This is a genomic window from Shewanella hafniensis (assembly GCF_019655335.1).
In the GTDB taxonomy this organism is placed as follows: domain Bacteria; phylum Pseudomonadota; class Gammaproteobacteria; order Enterobacterales; family Shewanellaceae; genus Shewanella; species Shewanella hafniensis.
Genome location: NZ_BPFD01000042.1, coordinates 1 through 17,954, shown reverse-complemented (window position 1 = coordinate 17,954; position 17,954 = coordinate 1). Strand labels below are relative to the sequence as shown.

17 protein-coding genes are annotated in these 17,954 nt (G+C 46.1%); 6 read left to right on the top strand and 11 right to left on the bottom strand.

Annotated elements, in window-relative coordinates:
• Positions 1-978, top strand: a complete 978-nt coding sequence (locus K5Q99_RS12975) for a sensor domain-containing diguanylate cyclase (RefSeq protein WP_220777107.1) — start codon at positions 1-3, stop codon at positions 976-978.
• A gap of 88 nt (positions 979-1,066) precedes the next feature.
• Here the strand turns inward: K5Q99_RS12975 and K5Q99_RS12970 are convergent, their stop codons facing one another.
• The 4 genes from K5Q99_RS12970 to K5Q99_RS12955 form a co-directional block, all read right to left on the bottom strand.
• Positions 1,067-1,411 (bottom strand): cytochrome c3 family protein, encoded by a 345-nt coding sequence (locus tag K5Q99_RS12970; RefSeq protein WP_220777106.1) that lies wholly within the window; start codon positions 1,409-1,411, stop codon positions 1,067-1,069.
• Positions 1,412-1,480: 69 nt separating this feature from the next.
• Positions 1,481-3,148, bottom strand: a complete 1,668-nt coding sequence (locus K5Q99_RS12965) for an FAD-dependent oxidoreductase (RefSeq protein ID WP_220777105.1) — start codon at positions 3,146-3,148, stop codon at positions 1,481-1,483.
• Between the two features lie 436 nt (positions 3,149-3,584).
• Positions 3,585-5,321, bottom strand: coding sequence for a tannase/feruloyl esterase family alpha/beta hydrolase (locus K5Q99_RS12960; protein ID WP_220777104.1), 1,737 nt, complete (start codon positions 5,319-5,321; stop codon positions 3,585-3,587).
• A 142-nt stretch (positions 5,322-5,463) separates the two neighbouring features.
• Positions 5,464-6,702: an OprD family outer membrane porin gene (locus K5Q99_RS12955; RefSeq protein ID WP_220777103.1), complete on the bottom strand. Its 1,239-nt coding sequence runs from the start codon at positions 6,700-6,702 to the stop codon at positions 5,464-5,466.
• Between the two features lie 277 nt (positions 6,703-6,979).
• On the opposite strand from K5Q99_RS12955, the gene K5Q99_RS12950 reads away from it, so the two are divergent.
• Positions 6,980-7,699, top strand: a complete 720-nt coding sequence (locus tag K5Q99_RS12950) for a FadR/GntR family transcriptional regulator (protein WP_220777102.1) — start codon at positions 6,980-6,982, stop codon at positions 7,697-7,699.
• 92 nt (positions 7,700-7,791) lie between these two features.
• Here the strand turns inward: K5Q99_RS12950 and K5Q99_RS12945 are convergent, their stop codons facing one another.
• The 5 genes from K5Q99_RS12945 to K5Q99_RS12930 all read right to left on the bottom strand — a co-directional run bounded on the left by K5Q99_RS12945 (position 7,792) and on the right by K5Q99_RS12930 (position 13,672).
• Positions 7,792-8,196, bottom strand: coding sequence for a DUF1850 domain-containing protein (locus tag K5Q99_RS12945; RefSeq protein ID WP_220777101.1), 405 nt, complete (start codon positions 8,194-8,196; stop codon positions 7,792-7,794).
• Positions 8,197-8,238: 42 nt separating this feature from the next.
• Positions 8,239-10,272 carry a TRAP transporter permease gene (locus K5Q99_RS12940; RefSeq protein ID WP_220777100.1) on the bottom strand — a complete coding sequence of 678 codons (2,034 nt, stop codon included), beginning with the start codon at positions 10,270-10,272 and terminating at the stop codon, positions 8,239-8,241.
• 203 nt (positions 10,273-10,475) lie between these two features.
• Positions 10,476-11,432, bottom strand: coding sequence for a TAXI family TRAP transporter solute-binding subunit (locus tag K5Q99_RS12935; protein WP_006079923.1), 957 nt, complete (start codon positions 11,430-11,432; stop codon positions 10,476-10,478).
• Between the two features lie 281 nt (positions 11,433-11,713).
• Complete coding sequence (locus K5Q99_RS22735; RefSeq protein ID WP_006079924.1) at positions 11,714-11,836, bottom strand: hypothetical protein; 123 nt, start codon at positions 11,834-11,836, stop codon at positions 11,714-11,716.
• Between the two features lie 327 nt (positions 11,837-12,163).
• On the bottom strand, positions 12,164-13,672 hold the full coding sequence (locus K5Q99_RS12930; protein ID WP_220777099.1) for a helicase HerA-like domain-containing protein: 1,509 nt from the start codon (positions 13,670-13,672) through the stop codon (positions 12,164-12,166).
• 217 nt (positions 13,673-13,889) lie between these two features.
• On the opposite strand from K5Q99_RS12930, the gene K5Q99_RS12925 reads away from it, so the two are divergent.
• The 4 genes from K5Q99_RS12925 to K5Q99_RS12910 all read left to right on the top strand — a co-directional run bounded on the left by K5Q99_RS12925 (position 13,890) and on the right by K5Q99_RS12910 (position 16,081).
• Complete coding sequence (locus K5Q99_RS12925) at positions 13,890-14,117, top strand: hypothetical protein (protein WP_106648288.1); 228 nt, start codon at positions 13,890-13,892, stop codon at positions 14,115-14,117.
• A gap of 20 nt (positions 14,118-14,137) precedes the next feature.
• Entirely contained in the window at positions 14,138-14,563 is a 426-nt protein-coding gene (locus K5Q99_RS12920; RefSeq protein WP_106648287.1) for a hypothetical protein, read from the top strand.
• Positions 14,564-14,704: 141 nt separating this feature from the next.
• A complete protein-coding gene (gene ypfJ, locus K5Q99_RS12915) occupies positions 14,705-15,583 on the top strand; it encodes a KPN_02809 family neutral zinc metallopeptidase (RefSeq protein WP_220777098.1) in 879 nt (292 codons plus the stop codon).
• 51 nt (positions 15,584-15,634) lie between these two features.
• Positions 15,635-16,081, top strand: coding sequence for an NUDIX hydrolase (locus K5Q99_RS12910; protein ID WP_220777097.1), 447 nt, complete (start codon positions 15,635-15,637; stop codon positions 16,079-16,081).
• A 25-nt stretch (positions 16,082-16,106) separates the two neighbouring features.
• Here the strand turns inward: K5Q99_RS12910 and K5Q99_RS12905 are convergent, their stop codons facing one another.
• Together K5Q99_RS12905 and K5Q99_RS12900 are read right to left on the bottom strand one after the other, a co-directional pair.
• Positions 16,107-17,306, bottom strand: coding sequence for a class I SAM-dependent methyltransferase (locus K5Q99_RS12905; RefSeq protein ID WP_220591255.1), 1,200 nt, complete (start codon positions 17,304-17,306; stop codon positions 16,107-16,109).
• Positions 17,307-17,630: 324 nt separating this feature from the next.
• Positions 17,631-17,909 (bottom strand): hypothetical protein, encoded by a 279-nt coding sequence (locus K5Q99_RS12900; RefSeq protein WP_220777096.1) that lies wholly within the window; start codon positions 17,907-17,909, stop codon positions 17,631-17,633.
• Positions 17,910-17,954 lie beyond the last annotated feature (45 nt).

Genomic DNA, 17,954 nt, shown 5'->3' with positions numbered 1-17,954 from the left:
GTGGCATCGGATACGGCAGCAGAACACATCAAACAACTTCAGGCTGAAATCGCTCAGCTCAAACGGGAAAACGCGAATTTAACGGCGTTGAATCGTCGTGCCGAAGAAAAACTGTTTGCCGCCCTCGACGGTAATGGTTTGTGCCTGTGGGAACAGCATATCCCAAGCGGGAATTTAACCATATTTAATATGCGCTGGGGTGAGTTATTAGGTTTCAGCCGTGAAGAACTGGCAGCGCATATCGACAGTTGGAAAAGTAAATTACACCCAGAAGATAAAGAATGGGTGATCAAAGCCTTTGAAGACCATGTCAATGGTAAGGCCGATTATTATCAAGTGGTACACCGAATGCTACACAAAGATGGCAGCATCACTTGGGTGTCGGATCGTGGCCGTATCGTCGAGCGTCTACCCGATGGCACGCCACTGCGGATGATGGGCAGTCATATCGATATCACCCAAGAAAAACGCTACGAACTTGATTTGTCACTCCTAGCTCACAGCGATCCCCTCACCAATTTGATGAATCGCCAAGCCATAGCCAAGGCATTCGATGAATCTTTGCAACTGGGCATATATGGGGCATTACTCTTTATCGATCTGGATGGTTTTAAATCCTTAAATGATCATTACGGCCATAAGTTTGGCGACAGTTTGCTGATGCATGTGGCGCATACTTTAGTGTCTCACTCGGGTGAGCAAGCGAAGATCGCTCGGCTAGGTGGTGATGAATTTGTGATTTTACTGCCATCCTCCGAGACAGAATCTTTAGCTATGCTCGCCCAGTCCTTACTCGATGTGTATCGACAAAAATTTCTACTAGAAGGCTGCGAAGTGGAAATTGGTTTGAGCATTGGGATCGATATTTATGGCGATGGCGATAGTTTTGCCGAAAGTTGCGATCGCGCCGATGCCGCCATGTACCGGGTGAAACACCAAGGAAAGCATGGGTATTGCTTCTATCAGTCATCCAAATAAAAAACCACCTCGCGGTGGTTTTTCGTTCTAAATAGCCATTCCAGATTATAGGAGCAGCTATTTAGAGTCTTACCTGTGATACGCCGACTTATGGTGTCACTAGGTCAAATCGTGGATGACAGCTTACACATAAATTTTCAGATTTCTGGTGTACATGATGACATTTCGCACAGTCTGTCTCAGTCGCGAAGTGACGGTTGTTATGGGGGTTAACTGGTTTCACGTCTGCTGTTTTTGCCGCTAGCTTTTCTGTGTTGTGGCATTGCACACACTTAAGCATAGGTACAGCTTGACGATCTTCTTTGCCATGGCAACTGGCACATTTTACCCCTTTTGCTGCGTGGGTTTGATCGAGTAGAACAGTGTCTTTTGCTAACGCGCTGCCAGCGAAAATACTCAAGACAAGAGAAAGCATAATTGTTAAGTTTTTCATTGTGTTATTCCATTGTTCATTTAACTGGATGCCCAAAGATCAAGCCTCCATTTTTGATGACTTTGCGCGCTATAGTTTGGCGACGTATTTGCCGGCTAAGTAACCGAAGGTATAACAACGGCCTAGGGACAAGCCGAATACGGTCAATGGATAGTCAACGCCACCATAGAAACCAGCTCCAAGGTTGCCGACAATGAATAAACCCGGAATTTCCTTGCCATCGGCATCAAGCACTTGGTGGTTTTCGTTAACGAGAATACCGGAGCAGATAGTAGAAACTCGCATACGACGGTGGATACCGTAGAATGGGGGTTTGAGTACTGGCACCATCTTGCTCGCCGGTTTTCCGAAGTCCTCATCTTTGCCTTTTTTGCATAACTCGTTGTAACGGTTAACGTTAGCTACAAAGGTTTTTGGATCGCATTCCAGTTTCACTGCCAATTCTTCTAATGTGTTAGCAGAATAGGTATTGGTCAAAGAAGGGTAGACGCCCTTTTTCTCGCCAGGCTCTTCAGGCATGTAGACTTTTAGTTCTTCAGGAGAATAGAGGTGGCCAGGCCAATCTTTGGCTTGTGTCATATAGTCTGAATCAAATACTTGGGAGTAATGACCAGCGTTCTGCTCATCTTTCAAGTAGTTATTCATCAAAGACATCTCGACTTTTTCATTCACAAAGCGCTCACCTTTACGGTTTACGGCTAGGAATGGCATGTCGCACATTGAGGCTGGACCCGCATCGAAGTCATGGAGCATTTTTGTGTGGCCAACGGGCTCGATCACGCCACCCGCCCAATAGGCCATAGCAAAACCATCACCGGTGCGGTCCATCTGCTTACGTTCAAAGTTTTTCAGTTCAGGGATGAAGAAATCACACATGGCTTTGTTATTTTGGTAGTCACCGGAAGACAGGATGACCCCTTTCTTAGCCAAATATTTGTGGTACTTACCATCACGAGTCTGGGCAATAACCCCAATCACTTTTCCTGACTCATCTTGGATTAACTGTTGTGCTGGCGTGTTAAAGAAGAATTTCACCCCGGCTTTTTCGGCTGTTTTAGCTAATGCACGAATGGCATCGCCAGTGGTGTAGGGTTTAGGACCGCAGAATGAGGTCACAAAATTTAGACGGTCACCTTCGTCCGCAATACCGCGAATACCATGTTGCGGTTTAGTGCCTTGGTCAACAATCTGACCGCCACCTTGCTTAACGCGGTCAATAACCCAATTCACGGCTTCGCCAGAATTGTAGGCCCATTGTCTTAGTAAACCTGGGTGTGAGCGGTGGGCGTTGTCCGCCATCAAACGGCTGACTAAGGATTCGATTGCCGATTTGTCGCTGTTTTTTAGATCAATACCTGAGCCTGTGTTGCCTTGGGATACGGGAATGGCTTGCTTTTGCAAACAAGCAACGCTTGCGCCGCTTTCTCTGGCGGAGAGAGCCGCAGGCACGCCCGAAGCACCCGCACCGACAACAACAACATCAAAGGTTTGGGTTGTCGCAATATCTTTATCGGCAATAGGTTTTGGCTTAGGTAGAAAACCTAAGGTTGCGCCACCAATCTCACCATATTCAGTGCCAACTTGAATCGGTGCTGCGCTAGCAGAACCCATACCAAGACTTGCGAAGGCTAAGCCACTGCTGCCTACCGCGGCTCGCGTCAGGAAAGTTCTTCGAGATATACCATTTTGCAGGACGCTAGCAGTGTATTGATCAATTTCTTTCGATTCTTTACTCATTTAATACTCCTTTGGCCCTCATTGCTAAAGAGGTTCCCCTATAGCAACGGCACTGGATCTATGTATAACCACATATGTTTGCTTGCTTTAAAAACGTAAAATGCAGTTGTGCGAAAGTGATTAAATTTCACCTCATTAACAACATACCTTTAAATGTATGACATATGACAATAAACCAAAAGAGGTATTAATTACATCTTTGCAGTGCTTCACAAAATGCTGGCGTTTTGAGCGATGAATGTGATTATTCTTTTTAAAAACAATCTAATATAGGACTTTATTGAATGAATAAGTTTGGCGGCGCGGGAAATATGAGCGTCTGATTTTATGCATGTTTAAGTAGTTAACAAATAGGGACTATTTATAAATAAACATGATTTGAGGTAGGCCACCTCAACAGTATTGAGGTGGCCTTTGGGCTTTAATACCCTAGGGATTATTTAGGTGAGACACAGGTAAAATTGGCGGCATCTTCAACATTGCCTATACCATTGTATTTTGCGAATTGCGGGTATGGACAGAGGACCCGAGTTCTGTTTTTTGACCAATCACTGGGTAATTCGGCATTTTCAGGGCGCACTGAAGCCGTGATATTTTGGGGTTCGACTCCTTTTTCAACCCAGTCAACCAATGCGCGGATCATGTTAAATTTATCTGTGGTAGGGCCGCTGCCGCAATGATTCATCCCAGGGATAAGGAATAAGCGGGCGAAGGTTTCTGCGTGCCCAGCATTGGCCTCGGCTAATTCGTTATACCAGTTCACTGTATCATTGGCTGAAAATACTGGATCCGATGTTCCATGGAACAACATCATCTTAGCGCCGCGATTTTTTATGGCCGAAAGATCCGTTGGCTGGGGTGGTGTCATAAAATCGATGCCCGATTCTGAGTAAATCGAATCCGTGGCATAGATCCGTTGGACATCCTCATCCATGCTAAATGATTGCACAAATTCCAAACTGGATTGTTCAGTTGCACCATTAAAGGGGGTTGGTGGCGAACTAAAAATAAAACCAACGGCACCGGGGTCTCTATTGAGCGCCATATTATATTCCCAAGAAGCCCAACCAGATGCGCCGATACCCGCATCGTATGGGAAGTCAGTGTAAATGGCTTCACCTGTCTTGCTGTTATGGGGGCCAGCCATGATATTGCCGAGTACCTGCTTTTGCTCTGCGGTTAAGCAGGTATTATCTCTGCCACTTGAACAGGTTGGGATATCACGTTCAAGGTCAAAGGTCTTTTGGCAGGAATAAGTATCTGCAATCATGCCATCGCTCACGCCGTCAAGGGCATCACACTGCTCTAGGACTTTTTGGGAAACGAGAGTGAATTCTTCAGGGGTAATAGCGGTTTGTAGTGTGGCTAAAATATCAGGACCATCAAATTCAACCAGCTTTGAATACTCTTGAACACCATACATTTGCGCTACTGCAGCTTTCGGTAAGTTAAATCCTGGATTGCCTACCAGAAAGCCATCGTACATATCGGCAAAACGACTGGCCGCGACCATAGTGTGTCTACCACCGTTAGAGCAACCGGCAAAATATGATCTATCAGGTTGTTTACCATATACTTTTTCTATTAAACCTTTCGCCATTGGCGTTAACTCGGCGACAGCATTGTAACCATAGTCAAGCCTTGCTTGAGGATCTAAACCAAAGAAAGGGGTTGGCGCTGGATGCCCCATATCAGAACTTATGACGGCGAACCCTTCATTGAGGGCGGCAGAATCTGGGCCTGCGGAAAACACTAAGCGGCCAACCGCCTTAGCGACTGAGCCATCGAGACCGCCGTTGGCTTGATAATAGAATCGACCATTCCAGTTAGTGGGTAAACGCATTTCAAAGCCGATCGCATAGCGGGTTTCTCCCGCAATGCCAGTTCCCATCCTTTCATTCATATAACCAGTCACTAAACAATGTTCTGGTGCTCGGTAACGTTCAGTAGCGCTATATTCAACATTGCCAGCCGCAATAATTTGTGAGTTCGTTATCACAGTATTTTTGAAAGTATATTGTGAAGCAATTTCACTACATAGATTCAGTGTGGCGGGTGTTGCCTGAGCTAACTGTGGTAATGGGGTTTCGGCGTTATCGTTATTTCCACATCCGCTAAATAAAAAACATGACATAGCAACGGCTGGAATAAGTAAGTAATTCTTTGTTTCCATTATAATCTCAATCCTTAAGTCAAAGTGTTTACCGCAACTTTTACTTGGGTATCGGTGATTTTGCGGTACAAAAATTGGGTGTATCGAACAAGGCTGATACACCCGTATAAGGTTTGGTGCAGGGGAGTTGAAACGGATGAAACTATTTACCTAAGACAAATTTATAAGTGACATATAAACGTAGATCGTTAAAGTCTTCACCTTGATCAACGTCTACTAGAGCATAACGAGCTCTAAGTCCTAGACCTGACAGGGCGCCATCGAACTTATAAGTAATTGAAAAGTTAGTCTCGTTAAAGTCTTTTGCTGTACCTGTTGGAACATCATATTGACCGTAAAAGGCATAGGCTTCTAGCCCACTCACACCAATTTTTTCAAAGTCATAAGCGACTTTTAAAGCGTTAACTTCTTCATCTGCTCTTGCTGATTGGTACACTTGCTGAATGACCACTTTTTCATCTCCCCACGGGGTGAGGACTGTGTCATCTCCGGTTTTTGCATACATATAAGTGATATCTGCTCCAGCAAATTTGGCGCCTAGGTGGAAACCATATTGATAGGTATCGAGCTGGCCACCTGTTTCATCCCCTGTTGCTTGCTGAGTTAAATAGGAAGGTGTTAGGTACAGATTAGTTGCACCAACATCAGTGGATAATTTCACTTTGGCATAGGTTTGGTTGAAGACATCTTCCATGCGGTAGTGCCACAGATTGACTTCAGTTTTGACCGTTTCAAAGGGTAATAGATACTTTGCTCCTAGGGCATAAACAGGATTATCCGCTACATCGGCGATAACGCCCGCTCTTGCTAGCTCGCTTTGTACCGCGTCTTTTACTGATACGAAACTGTTATCGGACCATCCCATAGAATCGGTAATATACAGGGCAGAAAGCGTAAGATTATCAATGCTCTTGTTTTCTGCTGAGAAACCGCGGAACGTCCGTGGGATCGCGCGAATATCATGGGGATTCATCATAGGGGTACGCAGTTCTTGCGCGCCTAATTTGAATTGAGTATCCCACCAATTGCCTTGGACAAAATACTCTTGTAAGCGGTTAACGTTATCATGATTACCGTTGGCATCACGGGCAACCAGACCATATACATCATCTGAGTCGTTGGTCCAAATCGGATTAGCAGAAGCGAAACTAGTACCAAAACTAATACCGTTTACCTTTGCAGTGTTGTAATAAAAGAGTCCACCGAATGAAGTATCGTGTTTGGTATTCGTAGAGTCGTCAAAATCACGAGTAAAATCGAATAAACGTAATTCACCTTTTAGAGTGCCTTGGCTAAACATTTGATTAATGCTGGTATCGGCAATGGCTGGAATTGCTAGCACAGATAACACGAGCAAAGACAAATAAGATTTTTTCATCATCATCTTCCTTATTTTTGTTTGTCCCGATCGGAATGGTCCGAGCGAGTTAAAAGGTTATCGCTAACCTTCTTAGGTGAAATGTATGATGTATAACCTTTGCTCGCAACGGAGTAAGAGTGAATATGAGAAACGAGTTACGAAATTCGTACAGATGTTACATTGATCAACAAAGATGAAGATTTTTTAATCACTAATGTAGGAAATGCGGGAGTACTTTTGCCGAATTATCTGAGTGTTATGGTAGAATGGCGCCACTGAGTCTATCCGAGATTATAAATTGCATATCTTCAAGCCTATTAAGCAGATAAAAGCTTCGAGTGAAGTTGGCCAGCAATTGAAAAATGCTATTTTAGGAGGCGACTATAAGGCGGGTGATAAGTTGCCCTCCGAGCGTGAATTAATCGAGCTATTTCAAGTTAGTCGTACTGTGGTTCGAGAGGCGATTAAGAGTCTCGAAGCGGGTGGGTTAGTTGAAATTCGTCAAGGGGCGACGGGTGGTGCATTTGTTAAGCATTTGACCTTTGAACGTTTAAGTGATGCCTGCCATGATTTATTTATGATGGGTAAGCTTTCGCTCCCAGAGTTGTGTGAGGCTCGAATGTTGATTGAGCCACAAGTAGCAAGAATGGCTGCTAAAAATTGCACTCCGGCGCTAGCTAAGGCTCTACAAGAGGCCAATAGCCATGAAAATGATACCTCTGAATATCCGGATACTGTCATTTTACGATCTCAGGTACATTATCTATTGGCTGAAATGTCGGGTAATCGTTTTTTAGAAGCGATCGTAAAATCCTTATTGGTTTTATTGAGCAATCAAACGACTAAGTTCCAGCCACCGACCGATGAAATTCACCCTTTAGGCTTGCACGATGTCATTGTCGAAGCGGTTATCGCAAAAGATGAGACGAAAGCTGAAGCAGAAATGTTGGCACATCTGCAAGATTTTAATCTACGCCTAGCTGAAATTGAGCGTAAGTATATGCTTAAACACGCTTAAGTGAGTGCTTGCAAGCCTATTCACCTCTTTAAGTAAGAACGTAAACTATAAAATACCCGTCTAAATTGACGGGTATTTTTTTATCGCAATTTCTAAGGTGGGGAGTCACAACTCCAAAGCTCAACCGCCGCATCTTGTTTGTTCGGCGCGCCAATCCAATGGCTCATCCTTTGGCATTGAACCTCGCCAGAATGTTGCGCAAAACAAATATCAAAATCTCCCGCTTCAGGTGTTCGGCCTAAACGTAATTTAGGCAGAATTGGGAGCTTGGGCCGATAATGCCAACTGCCATTTTTAAGATAGGCATCGTCTGGGATGTCCATGCCCGCGCCCGTGCCTTCCACTCTCGCCTCGGTTAACACTAAGCCTTGTGGCGTAATGTTATAGTCCTCCTCCCAGCGGATTTTCTCTATGCTGTGGTTCCATGCCAAGGTGAAGTGGTCTGTGGGCACGTGCGCCCACAGAGTACCTGCTAGGCCTAAACATAGGCCTAGCATAGCTTTACCTTAGACTTATCAACGAGTGACAATCTCAAGGGGTTATCCTTGCTCTGCTAGATGTTTGAGTTTGCGCGCGCGCCAACTGTGCTGCACGATAAACAACAGCGCGAGTCCAAAGCCGATTTCATCACTCAATGGCGTCGCAAGGATCAAACTTGCCCCCGCGAGGAAGCCGATAACGCGTTCCCACCAGTAGAGTTTTTGTAATAGATATCCGGTAAAGATCACGCCCCAAATACCAATACCGACCGTTGCCTTCAGCACCACAAAGCCCGTCGCTAATAAGCTGTCACCTTGGAGCATCAAGGCTGGATCGTAAACCGCCATAAAGGGGATGACAAAGCCAGCTATGGCGATCCGAATCGCCCACAGACTGATCTTAAGCCCAGATTCCTTCGCAATCGGGGCTGCGGCAAAGCAGGCCAAGGCAACGGGCGGCGTGAGATCGGCCATGATGCCGAAATAGAACACAAACATGTGCGACACAATCAAGGGCACGCCTAAGTCAAGCAATGCGGGCGCGGCTATTGAGCTGGTAATAATGTAGTTAGGAATCGTCGGGATCCCCATACCGAGCACTAGGCAAGTGATCATAGTCAACACGAGTGACAAGAACAGGTTATCTTGGCCAACGGCGAGAATGTAGCTTGCGAAGGTTGAGGCAATCCCTGTGAGTGACACTATGCCGATAATCACGCCCACTAAGGCGCAGGCAATCCCCACAGGCACAGCATGACGCGCGCCTTCAACCAGTGCGTGTAAGCAAATTGTGAGGGTCTCTTTGCCGCCCTTAATAAACCAACAAATGGCGACTAGCAGGGCGATAACCCCAAACACGACTCCAATCCCGAGTTGGAAGAAGCCCGCGCATAACACCCCAAGGGCAATCCAAAAGGCAATCCGCATCGCCATTGATGACAACCGCAGGACGATGGCCGAGCCTAAGATCACTATCGAGGTGAGGGCTAACCCTACCATGCCAGAGAACAGCGGCGTTCTGCCCGAAAACAGCAAGTAGACCAAAATAAACAAGGGGATAAGGAGATACCAGCGTTCTTTAATCGCCGCCCAAGGATCGGGACATTGATCTTTTGGCAGGCCACAAAGATTGGCGCGTTTGGCCTCTAAGTGCACCATCCAAAATACTGAGCAAAAATAAAGTAGTGCGGGGATCAATGCCGCTTTAGCTATCTCGATAAAGGGCACGTTAATGGTTTCGGCCATGATAAAGGCCACGGCGCCCATGATCGGTGGCATGATCTGACTGCCCATACTTGAGGTCGCTTCTACGCCACCGGCGAAGGCAGAGCGATAGCCAAATCGCTTCATCAATGGAATGGTAAATTGCCCTGTGGTGACGACGTTCGCCACCCCTGATCCCGTAATCGTTCCCATCAGCGCCGATGATACTACAGCGACTTTAGCAGGGCCGCCGAGCTTGTGGCCGAATAATCCCATGGCAAAGTCGGTAAATAAACGGATCATCCCGGCTTGTTCTAGAAAGGAACCGAAAAGAATAAACAGGAAAATATACGTCGCCGACACATAGGTTGGTGTGCCGTACAAGCCTTCGGTGCCGAAGGCTAATTGGTTGATAATTTGATCGAAGCCATAGCCGCGGTGCATCAAATCGCCGGGTAGGTATTGACCCAATAAGCCATAGGCCAAAAAAATGCCACAGATAATCGGTAGTGCCCAGCCCATGACTCGGCGCGCCGCTTCAAATACCAATACGATCAAAGTGATACCTATCACCATGTCCGCATCGGTCAGCTCGCCAGAACGTTGAATTAAGTCGGCTTCGAAATACCACTGATAAGCCGCCGTTGCCATGCCTGCTAAACCGAGTAGCCAAGCGAGCGGTTGCCAAGGTTGTGATTTACCTCTGGCGGGATAACTCAAAAACACCACGAGCAGCAAAAAGCCAATATGGGTTGCACGCAGTACTTGCGTCGACACGGGATGAAAAGCGGCAGTGATGATTTGAAAAATAGAAAAAATTAAGGCGGTATAGAACAGCGCCTTGGGCCAATCGCCAGTATTAGCGCTGAGACCTTGTTGGGGATCACTCATATTATGCCTCACAGCATTAGACTACAGAGGGCGATATATATACCCAAGCTACCCCAATATACGAGTTTCAGATCCGCTTCAATTCAAGGCGCATCAATGATTGAATTCTACCGTTTGAGGCTGTTTGGATATAAAAAGATGCCGTTATTCAACGGCATCTCGATCGCTTAGTTTGGAATAGGGTGCACAGATATCACCAAAACTTAGAGTGCGCCTACTTCTTTGTAATAACGTTCTGCACCTGGGTGAAGCGGTATCGGCAGATTTTTCGTCGCTTTCTCTAAGCTAATAGATTTAGCGGCTGAGTGCGCGTTACCGAGACGGTCTAAGTGCTCGAACATGATCTTAGTCATTTGATAGGCTAAATCGTCCGACACGCCGCTTTGCGTCACTAGCAGGTTTTGAATGGCAACGGTTGAAACATCAGTGGTTTGGCCTTCATAGGTCGATGCTGGGATCACGCCGTGTTGATAGGCAGGGTTGTTAATCTTAGCGATCACATCCTCTGGAATTTCAACAAAGTTGATCGCCATAGTCGCGGCTAAGTCGCGGATGGCTGCCATACCGAGACCAGAAGATTGCAAGGTCGCGTCTAACTGACGATTTTTGATGAGTTCAACGGATTCTGCATAAGGTAAAAATTCGACCTTACCCATGTCTTCGTAGCTTAAACCGGCCGCCTTAAAAATTGATCTGGCATTGAGTTCGGTACCCGATTTAGGTGCGCCGACAGAGATACGTTTCCCTTTTAAATCGGCCAAGGTTTTAATGCCAGACTCTTTATTGGCAACTATTTGAATGTAGTTAGGGTAAGCAGAGGCGAGCACACGGATTTTATCCAGTGGCGTTTTAAAGCCCGCATCAATATCACCTTGGTAAGCGGCTGCGACTGAGTCACCTAGCGCGAGCGCTAATTCGCCACGACCCGCTTGCAGTAGATTGAGGTTTTCTACCGAGGCTTTCGTCGCTTGAACTGAGGTTTTAGAACCTTCGATTCCAGTGCCATAGAGTTGCGATAGGGCTACACCAATAGGGTAATACACGCCACTGGTACCGCCAGTGAGAATATTGATAAAAGCGGGAGCTGCAGCCATCGCGGCAGCGCTGAGAGTTAATGTTACTGCAGCGCCGACGGCAACAAAACGTTTTTTGATTTTCATGATGAAATATCCTTATTTTTTTATATTGTTATGTAGGGTCTTTTGAGCTGGATATGCTTGAGTTAGCCTAATATAACTACATAAAACCTGAAAAAGGTCAATTAGGCTATAGTCGATAGCTGCTACTTTTGCATCATAAAACGAAGATTTGAGGCGGTTTTGCGGCGGCGCTATCGTGGGGCTTAACGAGGTCGGTTTAAGGAAAAACTGACAATAAAAAGGGCTAACCTGAGTTAACCCTATTTGTGTTATTTGAGGATGAACCTTTGAATAACAAGACACTATTTAGTGTTATCTAAGAAACCTTTAGTGGCATTTTTCGCGTGTTTTGCTGCTTTCTTTTCTTTAGCAGACAACAGCGGTTGTTTCTTCGATTCTTTACGGTTTTTTTGCTCTTTACTCATATAAAACTCCATGTACTCTTTGGTTATTCATCAGGCTAATCATGCAAGCCGTACTTAATTGAACCTGTTCCATGATGTCCTGATTGAAGCGAAATTTTTATCTCGAATTACAACATTTTAAAATTACAAATATTTAAAATCATTGATAATTATCTGTGAATTGATTTGCCTCAATGAGCGATTACAGCAAAATAATCTTATCACCGAATTCCGTACCATGATCCATCGATCACTTAGAATAATTAACGCTAATGCTAGCGTTAACCTGTATAAAAAATATGCGATCTATCACACAGCTTTCGAATATGTGATCTAATTATGGATTGCCTAGCGTCGGCTCGATTTACCTAACATCCCGCCTAATATGCCGCGCAAAATTTGTTTGCCTAATTGGCTGCCGACAGTGCGTGCCGCTTGCTTGGACAAGGTCTCAGCTAAACCTTGGCGGCGTTTATTACCAAAAATAAGTTCACTGAACCAACCTTGTTCTTCGGCTTTTTGACCCGTTTGGCCATCATTTGCTGCATCACTTGCTGTGGATGTGGGGTTGCTGGTGGCAGCGCCACTACGTCTTTGGTTAAGGCGTTCGTAGGCCGATTCACGGTTGATGGCATGATCGTATTTACCACCAATCGGGCTTTGGGCACGGACTTGTTGTAACTCCTCATTCGTGGCGGGTCCCATGCGGCAACGCGGCGGTGCGATGAGTGCGCGCTCGACCATAGTCGGCACGCCCTTGTCGGCCAGCATAGACACTAAAGCCTCGCCTACGCCGAGCTGGGAAATAACCTCACTGACAACCAGTTTGGGGTTAGGCACAAAGGTTTCGGCGGCGGTTTTGACCGCCTTTTGATCCCTTGGCGTGTAAGCTCGCAGGGCATGTTGAATGCGATTACCCAATTGTCCGAGAATTTCACTCGGCACATCATCAGGAAATTGCGAGCAAAAATAAACGCCTACGCCTTTTGAGCGAATAAGGCGCATGATCTGTTCGACGCGTTTTAATAAACTCGGTGGACAACCTTCAAAGAGTAAATGTGCTTCATCGATAAAGAACACGAGTTTAGGTTTTTCGGGATCGCCGACTTCGGGCAAATTCTCAAATAATTCTGACAGTAGCCAGAGTAAAAAACTTGAATATAAACGTGGCGTTAAAATCAGCTTATTCGCCGCTAACAAATTGATGATGCCGCGCCCCTGTAAATTGGTGCGCATAAGATCGTCAAGCTGCAACGCGGGTTCGCCAAAAAAGTCTTTGCCGCCATCGCGCTCTAGTCCTAGCACAGCTCGCTGAATCGCTGCGAGGGATTGGGCGCTGATCAAACCGTATTTGGCCGAGACTTCTTTGCGCTCCTCAGCAACTAAAGCCAGCATGGCCCGCAGATCATCTAAGTCGAGCAGTAATAACCCTTGGTCGTCTGCTAGTTGAAACACTATGTCTAAGATGCCACTTTGGGTGTCATTTAATTCTAAAATTCGACTGAGTAAGGTTGGGCCCATTTCGCTGATGGTGGTACGCAGTGGATGGCCTTGAATGCCCGCTAAATCCCATAACACCGCAGGGTTGGCTTCGTTGTGATAATCCTCAATACCAATTTGCGCCGCCCTTTGTAATAGCTCTTCACTTGGTGTGCCCGCCATCGCTAGGCCTGAGATATCACCTTTAACATCAGTGATGAAAACCGGCACGCCTTGGCGCGAAAAACCTTCGGCTAGGCTCATCAGCGACACGGTTTTGCCTGTCCCTGTGGCGCCGGCAATTAATCCATGACGATTAGCATACTTAAGATTTAAGTGAACCTGTTGATCACCTTTCCCAATCAATAGAGTATTCAAGGGCATTCCTTATATTAACTTTAGCGCCTGTAAATGGATTGCAGCTCCATATTTAAGTCGCTGTAGCGCGTCGTTTAAGAGTATGAAAATTCACCATTGAGTGTTGGCCTTGGTATTATTTCTGTCAATGTTAGTGTTATACAGCAAAGAGCAAGCTTGTTAATGTCATTGTGATTAAACGTGTCATTATTGTTGTACTAATTAGAGCGCTTTAAAGATGAAAATATTATTGATTATGTTAGCCTTATTATCTTCACTGTTGATGTCTGGCTGTGCCGAATTAGCATGTTCTGCCAGAACCGATGTCGATCCCTATGAGCCCATGCTAGATAAACAGCGCTGCGTTTCCGAGGCGGATAGAAATCTCGACGAGTACCAAAAGGCAAAAGCAGCGGAAGAAAAACAACGGCTGAAAACGGCCATAGAGCAAGCCACTCAAAAATAGTTAATTTAGAAAGGATATCTATGAAAGGTGCGGGCGGAACACAGGGCGGGATGGGACAATTTTTTATGGGTCTTGCCATGATGTGTGGCGGATTCTATTTATTGTTCAATGCAATACAAGTGAGCTCTAGTTTTGGGCTCGGCTATGGCTTATATCGAGTTAACGCCTTTGGGCAAGGCATGTCGATCACCACAGGCATGGTGATGCTACCGTTTATTATCGGCATTGTGATGGTGTTTTTTGACGCTAAGAGTAAGTTAGCTTGGCTGCTGAGTTTAGGTTCGCTAACGGCCTTGATTGTGGGGGTTATCAGCTCGATTCAATTCCACTTTAAATCCATGTCGGCCTTTGAACTGATCGTGATCCTCGTTTTGGCCTTTGGTGGTTTAGGATTGTTTTTACGCTCACTGAAAGACGCGCCCACAAGCGATACTCAAGTGAAATAACCACTAGACTCTTAATCTCTAGACTCTTAATCACTAGGCGCTAGAGTGCAAATACGAAATAGAGCTGTGCATCTAAGCGGCTCAAATAGCGATGTAACGAACGGTTTAACGAGAGTTTTAACTACTGAGTGAAGGAATGCGATGCGCTGGCGTGACACTGACAGAAGCTCCAATATCGAAGATAGGCGCGGCCAGCAAATGGCATCGGCGGGTGTGCCGAGTGCCTTGTTACTCAGGTTCTTGCCCTTTTTACTGAGAACTAAACTTGGCCGCGTGGTGTTGCTCATCGGCAGCATTTATATTGCTTTTCAGTACTTTACCGGTGGTCTGTCACTCGGCCCCAGCACTCAAGCTAATCTTAGCCAATCCCAATCTAGCGTAACAACAGCGGTACAGGATGAAAATGTCCAGTTTGTGGCGGCCATTTTAGGTACCACAGAAACCGTTTGGGGCCAGTTGCTCAAGGGGCAATATCGAGAGCCTAAGTTAGTGCTTTATCGCAATATGACCTCCACTGGCTGCGGTATGGGACAGGCGCAGTCTGGGCCTTTCTATTGCCCCGCCGATAGCAAGGTATATATCGATCTTAGCTTTCTCGATGAGCTTAAAACCTTAGGCGCGCCCGGCGATTTTGCCTTTGCCTATGTGATTGCCCACGAAGTAGGCCACCATGTGCAAAATCTACTGGGCACTAGCGCTAAGGTGCGCCAAGCCCAGCAATCTGGCAGTAAAGTGCAGGCGAATCAATTGAGTGTTGCACTCGAATTACAGGCGGATTGTTACGCGGGTATTTGGGGGCATTATGTTAATCAACAACTTAACTTACTTGAAGCAGGCGATTTAGCGGAAGGCATTGCCGCCGCCAGTGCAGTGGGTGACGATCGTCTGCAAAAGATGGCGGGTCGCGCCGTACAGCCCGATGCTTTTACCCATGGCAGTTCGGCGCAGCGGGTGAAATGGTTTAAGACAGGGTTTGATTCGGGTAATCTCGCCAGTTGTAATACCTTTGCTACAAAGTGATTTTATTTGATATCTCAAATACGTACCGAATATAAGTGCAAGGATAATTGAGTGGCTTTTAACGATACCTTTAGATTGAGCAGCCACGCGGTTATCACTAATGCGCAGGGGCAAGTGCTATTGCTTAAGGCCAATTACGGTAATTTTGCTTGGGGCTTGCCCGGCGGCGCACTCGAGCCTGGTGAAACGATTCACGAGGCCTTGGTGCGCGAATGCCAAGAGGAATTAGGCTTAAGTGTGCGGGTTAACTATTTGAGCGGCGTGTATTATCACAGCGCCTATCAATCCCAAGCCTTTATCTTTCGTTGTGAACTGCTATTGCCTGATAGGCCTGAGGTGGCAAAAAATGGGGCAGAAGGTGAGCCATTGCCGATCCACTTAAGCCACGAACACTCAGAGTTTGCCTTCCACGATATCGACACCCTCAGCGCGGTGCAGCAGCAAAGAATTAAAGATTGCCTCAATTTCAACGGAGTTGTGATGAGCGCAAAGTTTTAATGCTTTGCCAGTAAACCGCCGGCCGTTAATCGGCTTGGGTTTGCGCGAGTAAGGTTTCTAAGCAGTGTTCCTTGATCCCGTAATAGGCTTTAATGTCAGCTATTTGCGCGAGGATTGCGGCGCTGTCTTTCTGATTCTGTTGTGGCTTTTTAACGGCCAAAATCATCTTATTCTTATTGGTATGTTCTAGGCTGATAAATTCAAACACCTTAGTCGCATAACCATTGGCTTCCAAAAATAGCGCACGTAATGAATCCGTTACCATTTCAGCCTGTTGGCCCATGTGCACCCCATATTGCAGCATAGGTTTGAACAACTCTGGGCTGTGCATCTGCGGGCGAATTTGTTTATGGCAGCAAGGCGAGCACATGATGATGTCGGCATTGGCGCGAATACCATAATGAATTGCATAGTCAGTGGCGATATCGCAGGCGTGCAGCGCAATCATCACATCGGTTTGTTTAGGCGCATGGGTTCTCACATCGCCGCAGACAAACGACAATCCTTGATGGTCCAGCGTTGCCGCCGTTTCATTACATAAATCGGCCAAGGCTTGGCGTAATTCCACCCCAGTCACCTGCGCATCGTTGTGAAGGCTGTGGCGCAGGTAATCATGGATTGCAAAGGTGAGATAACCTTTACCTGAACCAAAATCGACCACATTGATCGGTTGATCATTCTTGTGGGGTGAGGCTTCGAGTGCTTGGCTAAAAACCTCAATAAATTTATTGATTTGTTTCCATTTACGCGACATCGCAGGGATAAGATTATGTTGGCTGTCCGTCACTCCTAGCTTGGTCAGGAAAGGCCGTTCGATATCCACAAAACGTTTTTTCTCACGGTCATGTTCTAATGGCGCCGCGACGGTTTGTTTAACGTTATGTGTGCTGATTTGGACTTTGCCTTTTTTGCTGATCTCAAGCTGAACTTCTGCCTCTGCCGTAGCTAAGTGGGCGCTCTTAAAATCGCTACCGAGTAACAGTTTTATGCTGGCTAAGCCTTCGTCATAACTCAGGTTTTTAGTGATGTGATTTGTCTGGTGTTGATACACAAACGACAGCATAGGCTCATTTTGCAAACTAATCGGCCGAATCGTAATGCGCTGCAGGCTTTTATCTGCCCCTCGGTACTTACTCAACAATAGTTTGATCAGACTATTCTTCGCCAAGCTGTCAGCCAAAAGCTGGTAAAAATCATCAAAAGAATTAAGCGCTGAATGGGACATTATTGTTTCCGAAAAAGTAACCAAGAAAAACAGGGTGAGTATTCTAACCGCGATCCGCCGCTACCTAAAGTTATTCTCATCGAGAAGGAGGGTTTGGGTCTAAAGCATTGCCCATGTCTGGCTATGTTATTGCCCCCACATCTTCAAGCTAAATACTAAGCCGTAAAGGATAAAGGCGCTTTGGATAGTGAACCAAGGCGCTCCCGTATCGCGATTGCCCGTTTTTGCGAGAGTAAGCGATTAAACAACAGGTGAGATAAAGCTAAAAAAAAGCGTCGGACTGCTTGCACTTACACAGTCCGACAAAGTGGAAGATCTATTTCGTTAAGGTTGAGTTGGTGTTAGCTCTACTTGCCAAAGGGAGAGGTTATTGGCGGTGTCAGTGATGCTGACTAATGCCCTTTGATTCCCTTGACAGGATTTGCCGAGCAAAGGACTAATGGTCATAGTTTGGGTGTTGCTGTAACTAAAGGTTGCTGTACCTGCGGTTGTTACTGAAAAATTGGTATTGATTTGAGTATTACTAGGGTCTGTTGATCTTTCGAGAGTGATTTTTAGACAGCATGGCAAGACGTTATAATTTGCTTCGCCAAAAGTAACCATAACCTCAAGCCATGCCAAGACTTATGCTAACCGATGCACGCTGGG

Coding starts and splice junctions, on each gene's coding strand:
- K5Q99_RS12905 (WP_220591255.1), bottom strand. CDS start 17,306: ATGTCCCATTCAGCGCTTAATTCTTTTGATGATTTTTACCAGCTTTTG.
- K5Q99_RS12900 (WP_220777096.1), bottom strand. CDS start 17,909: ATGGTTACTTTTGGCGAAGCAAATTATAACGTCTTGCCATGCTGTCTA.
- K5Q99_RS12945 (WP_220777101.1), bottom strand. CDS start 8,196: ATGCTAGGCCTATGTTTAGGCCTAGCAGGTACTCTGTGGGCGCACGTG.
- K5Q99_RS12965 (WP_220777105.1), bottom strand. CDS start 3,148: ATGAGTAAAGAATCGAAAGAAATTGATCAATACACTGCTAGCGTCCTG.
- K5Q99_RS12920 (WP_106648287.1), top strand. CDS start 14,138: ATGAAAGGTGCGGGCGGAACACAGGGCGGGATGGGACAATTTTTTATG.
- K5Q99_RS12935 (WP_006079923.1), bottom strand. CDS start 11,432: ATGAAAATCAAAAAACGTTTTGTTGCCGTCGGCGCTGCAGTAACATTA.
- K5Q99_RS12970 (WP_220777106.1), bottom strand. CDS start 1,411: ATGAAAAACTTAACAATTATGCTTTCTCTTGTCTTGAGTATTTTCGCT.
- K5Q99_RS12925 (WP_106648288.1), top strand. CDS start 13,890: ATGAAAATATTATTGATTATGTTAGCCTTATTATCTTCACTGTTGATG.
- K5Q99_RS12960 (WP_220777104.1), bottom strand. CDS start 5,321: ATGGAAACAAAGAATTACTTACTTATTCCAGCCGTTGCTATGTCATGT.
- K5Q99_RS12955 (WP_220777103.1), bottom strand. CDS start 6,702: ATGATGAAAAAATCTTATTTGTCTTTGCTCGTGTTATCTGTGCTAGCA.
- ypfJ (WP_220777098.1), top strand. CDS start 14,705: ATGCGCTGGCGTGACACTGACAGAAGCTCCAATATCGAAGATAGGCGC.
- K5Q99_RS12940 (WP_220777100.1), bottom strand. CDS start 10,272: ATGAGTGATCCCCAACAAGGTCTCAGCGCTAATACTGGCGATTGGCCC.
- K5Q99_RS22735 (WP_006079924.1), bottom strand. CDS start 11,836: ATGAGTAAAGAGCAAAAAAACCGTAAAGAATCGAAGAAACAACCGCTG.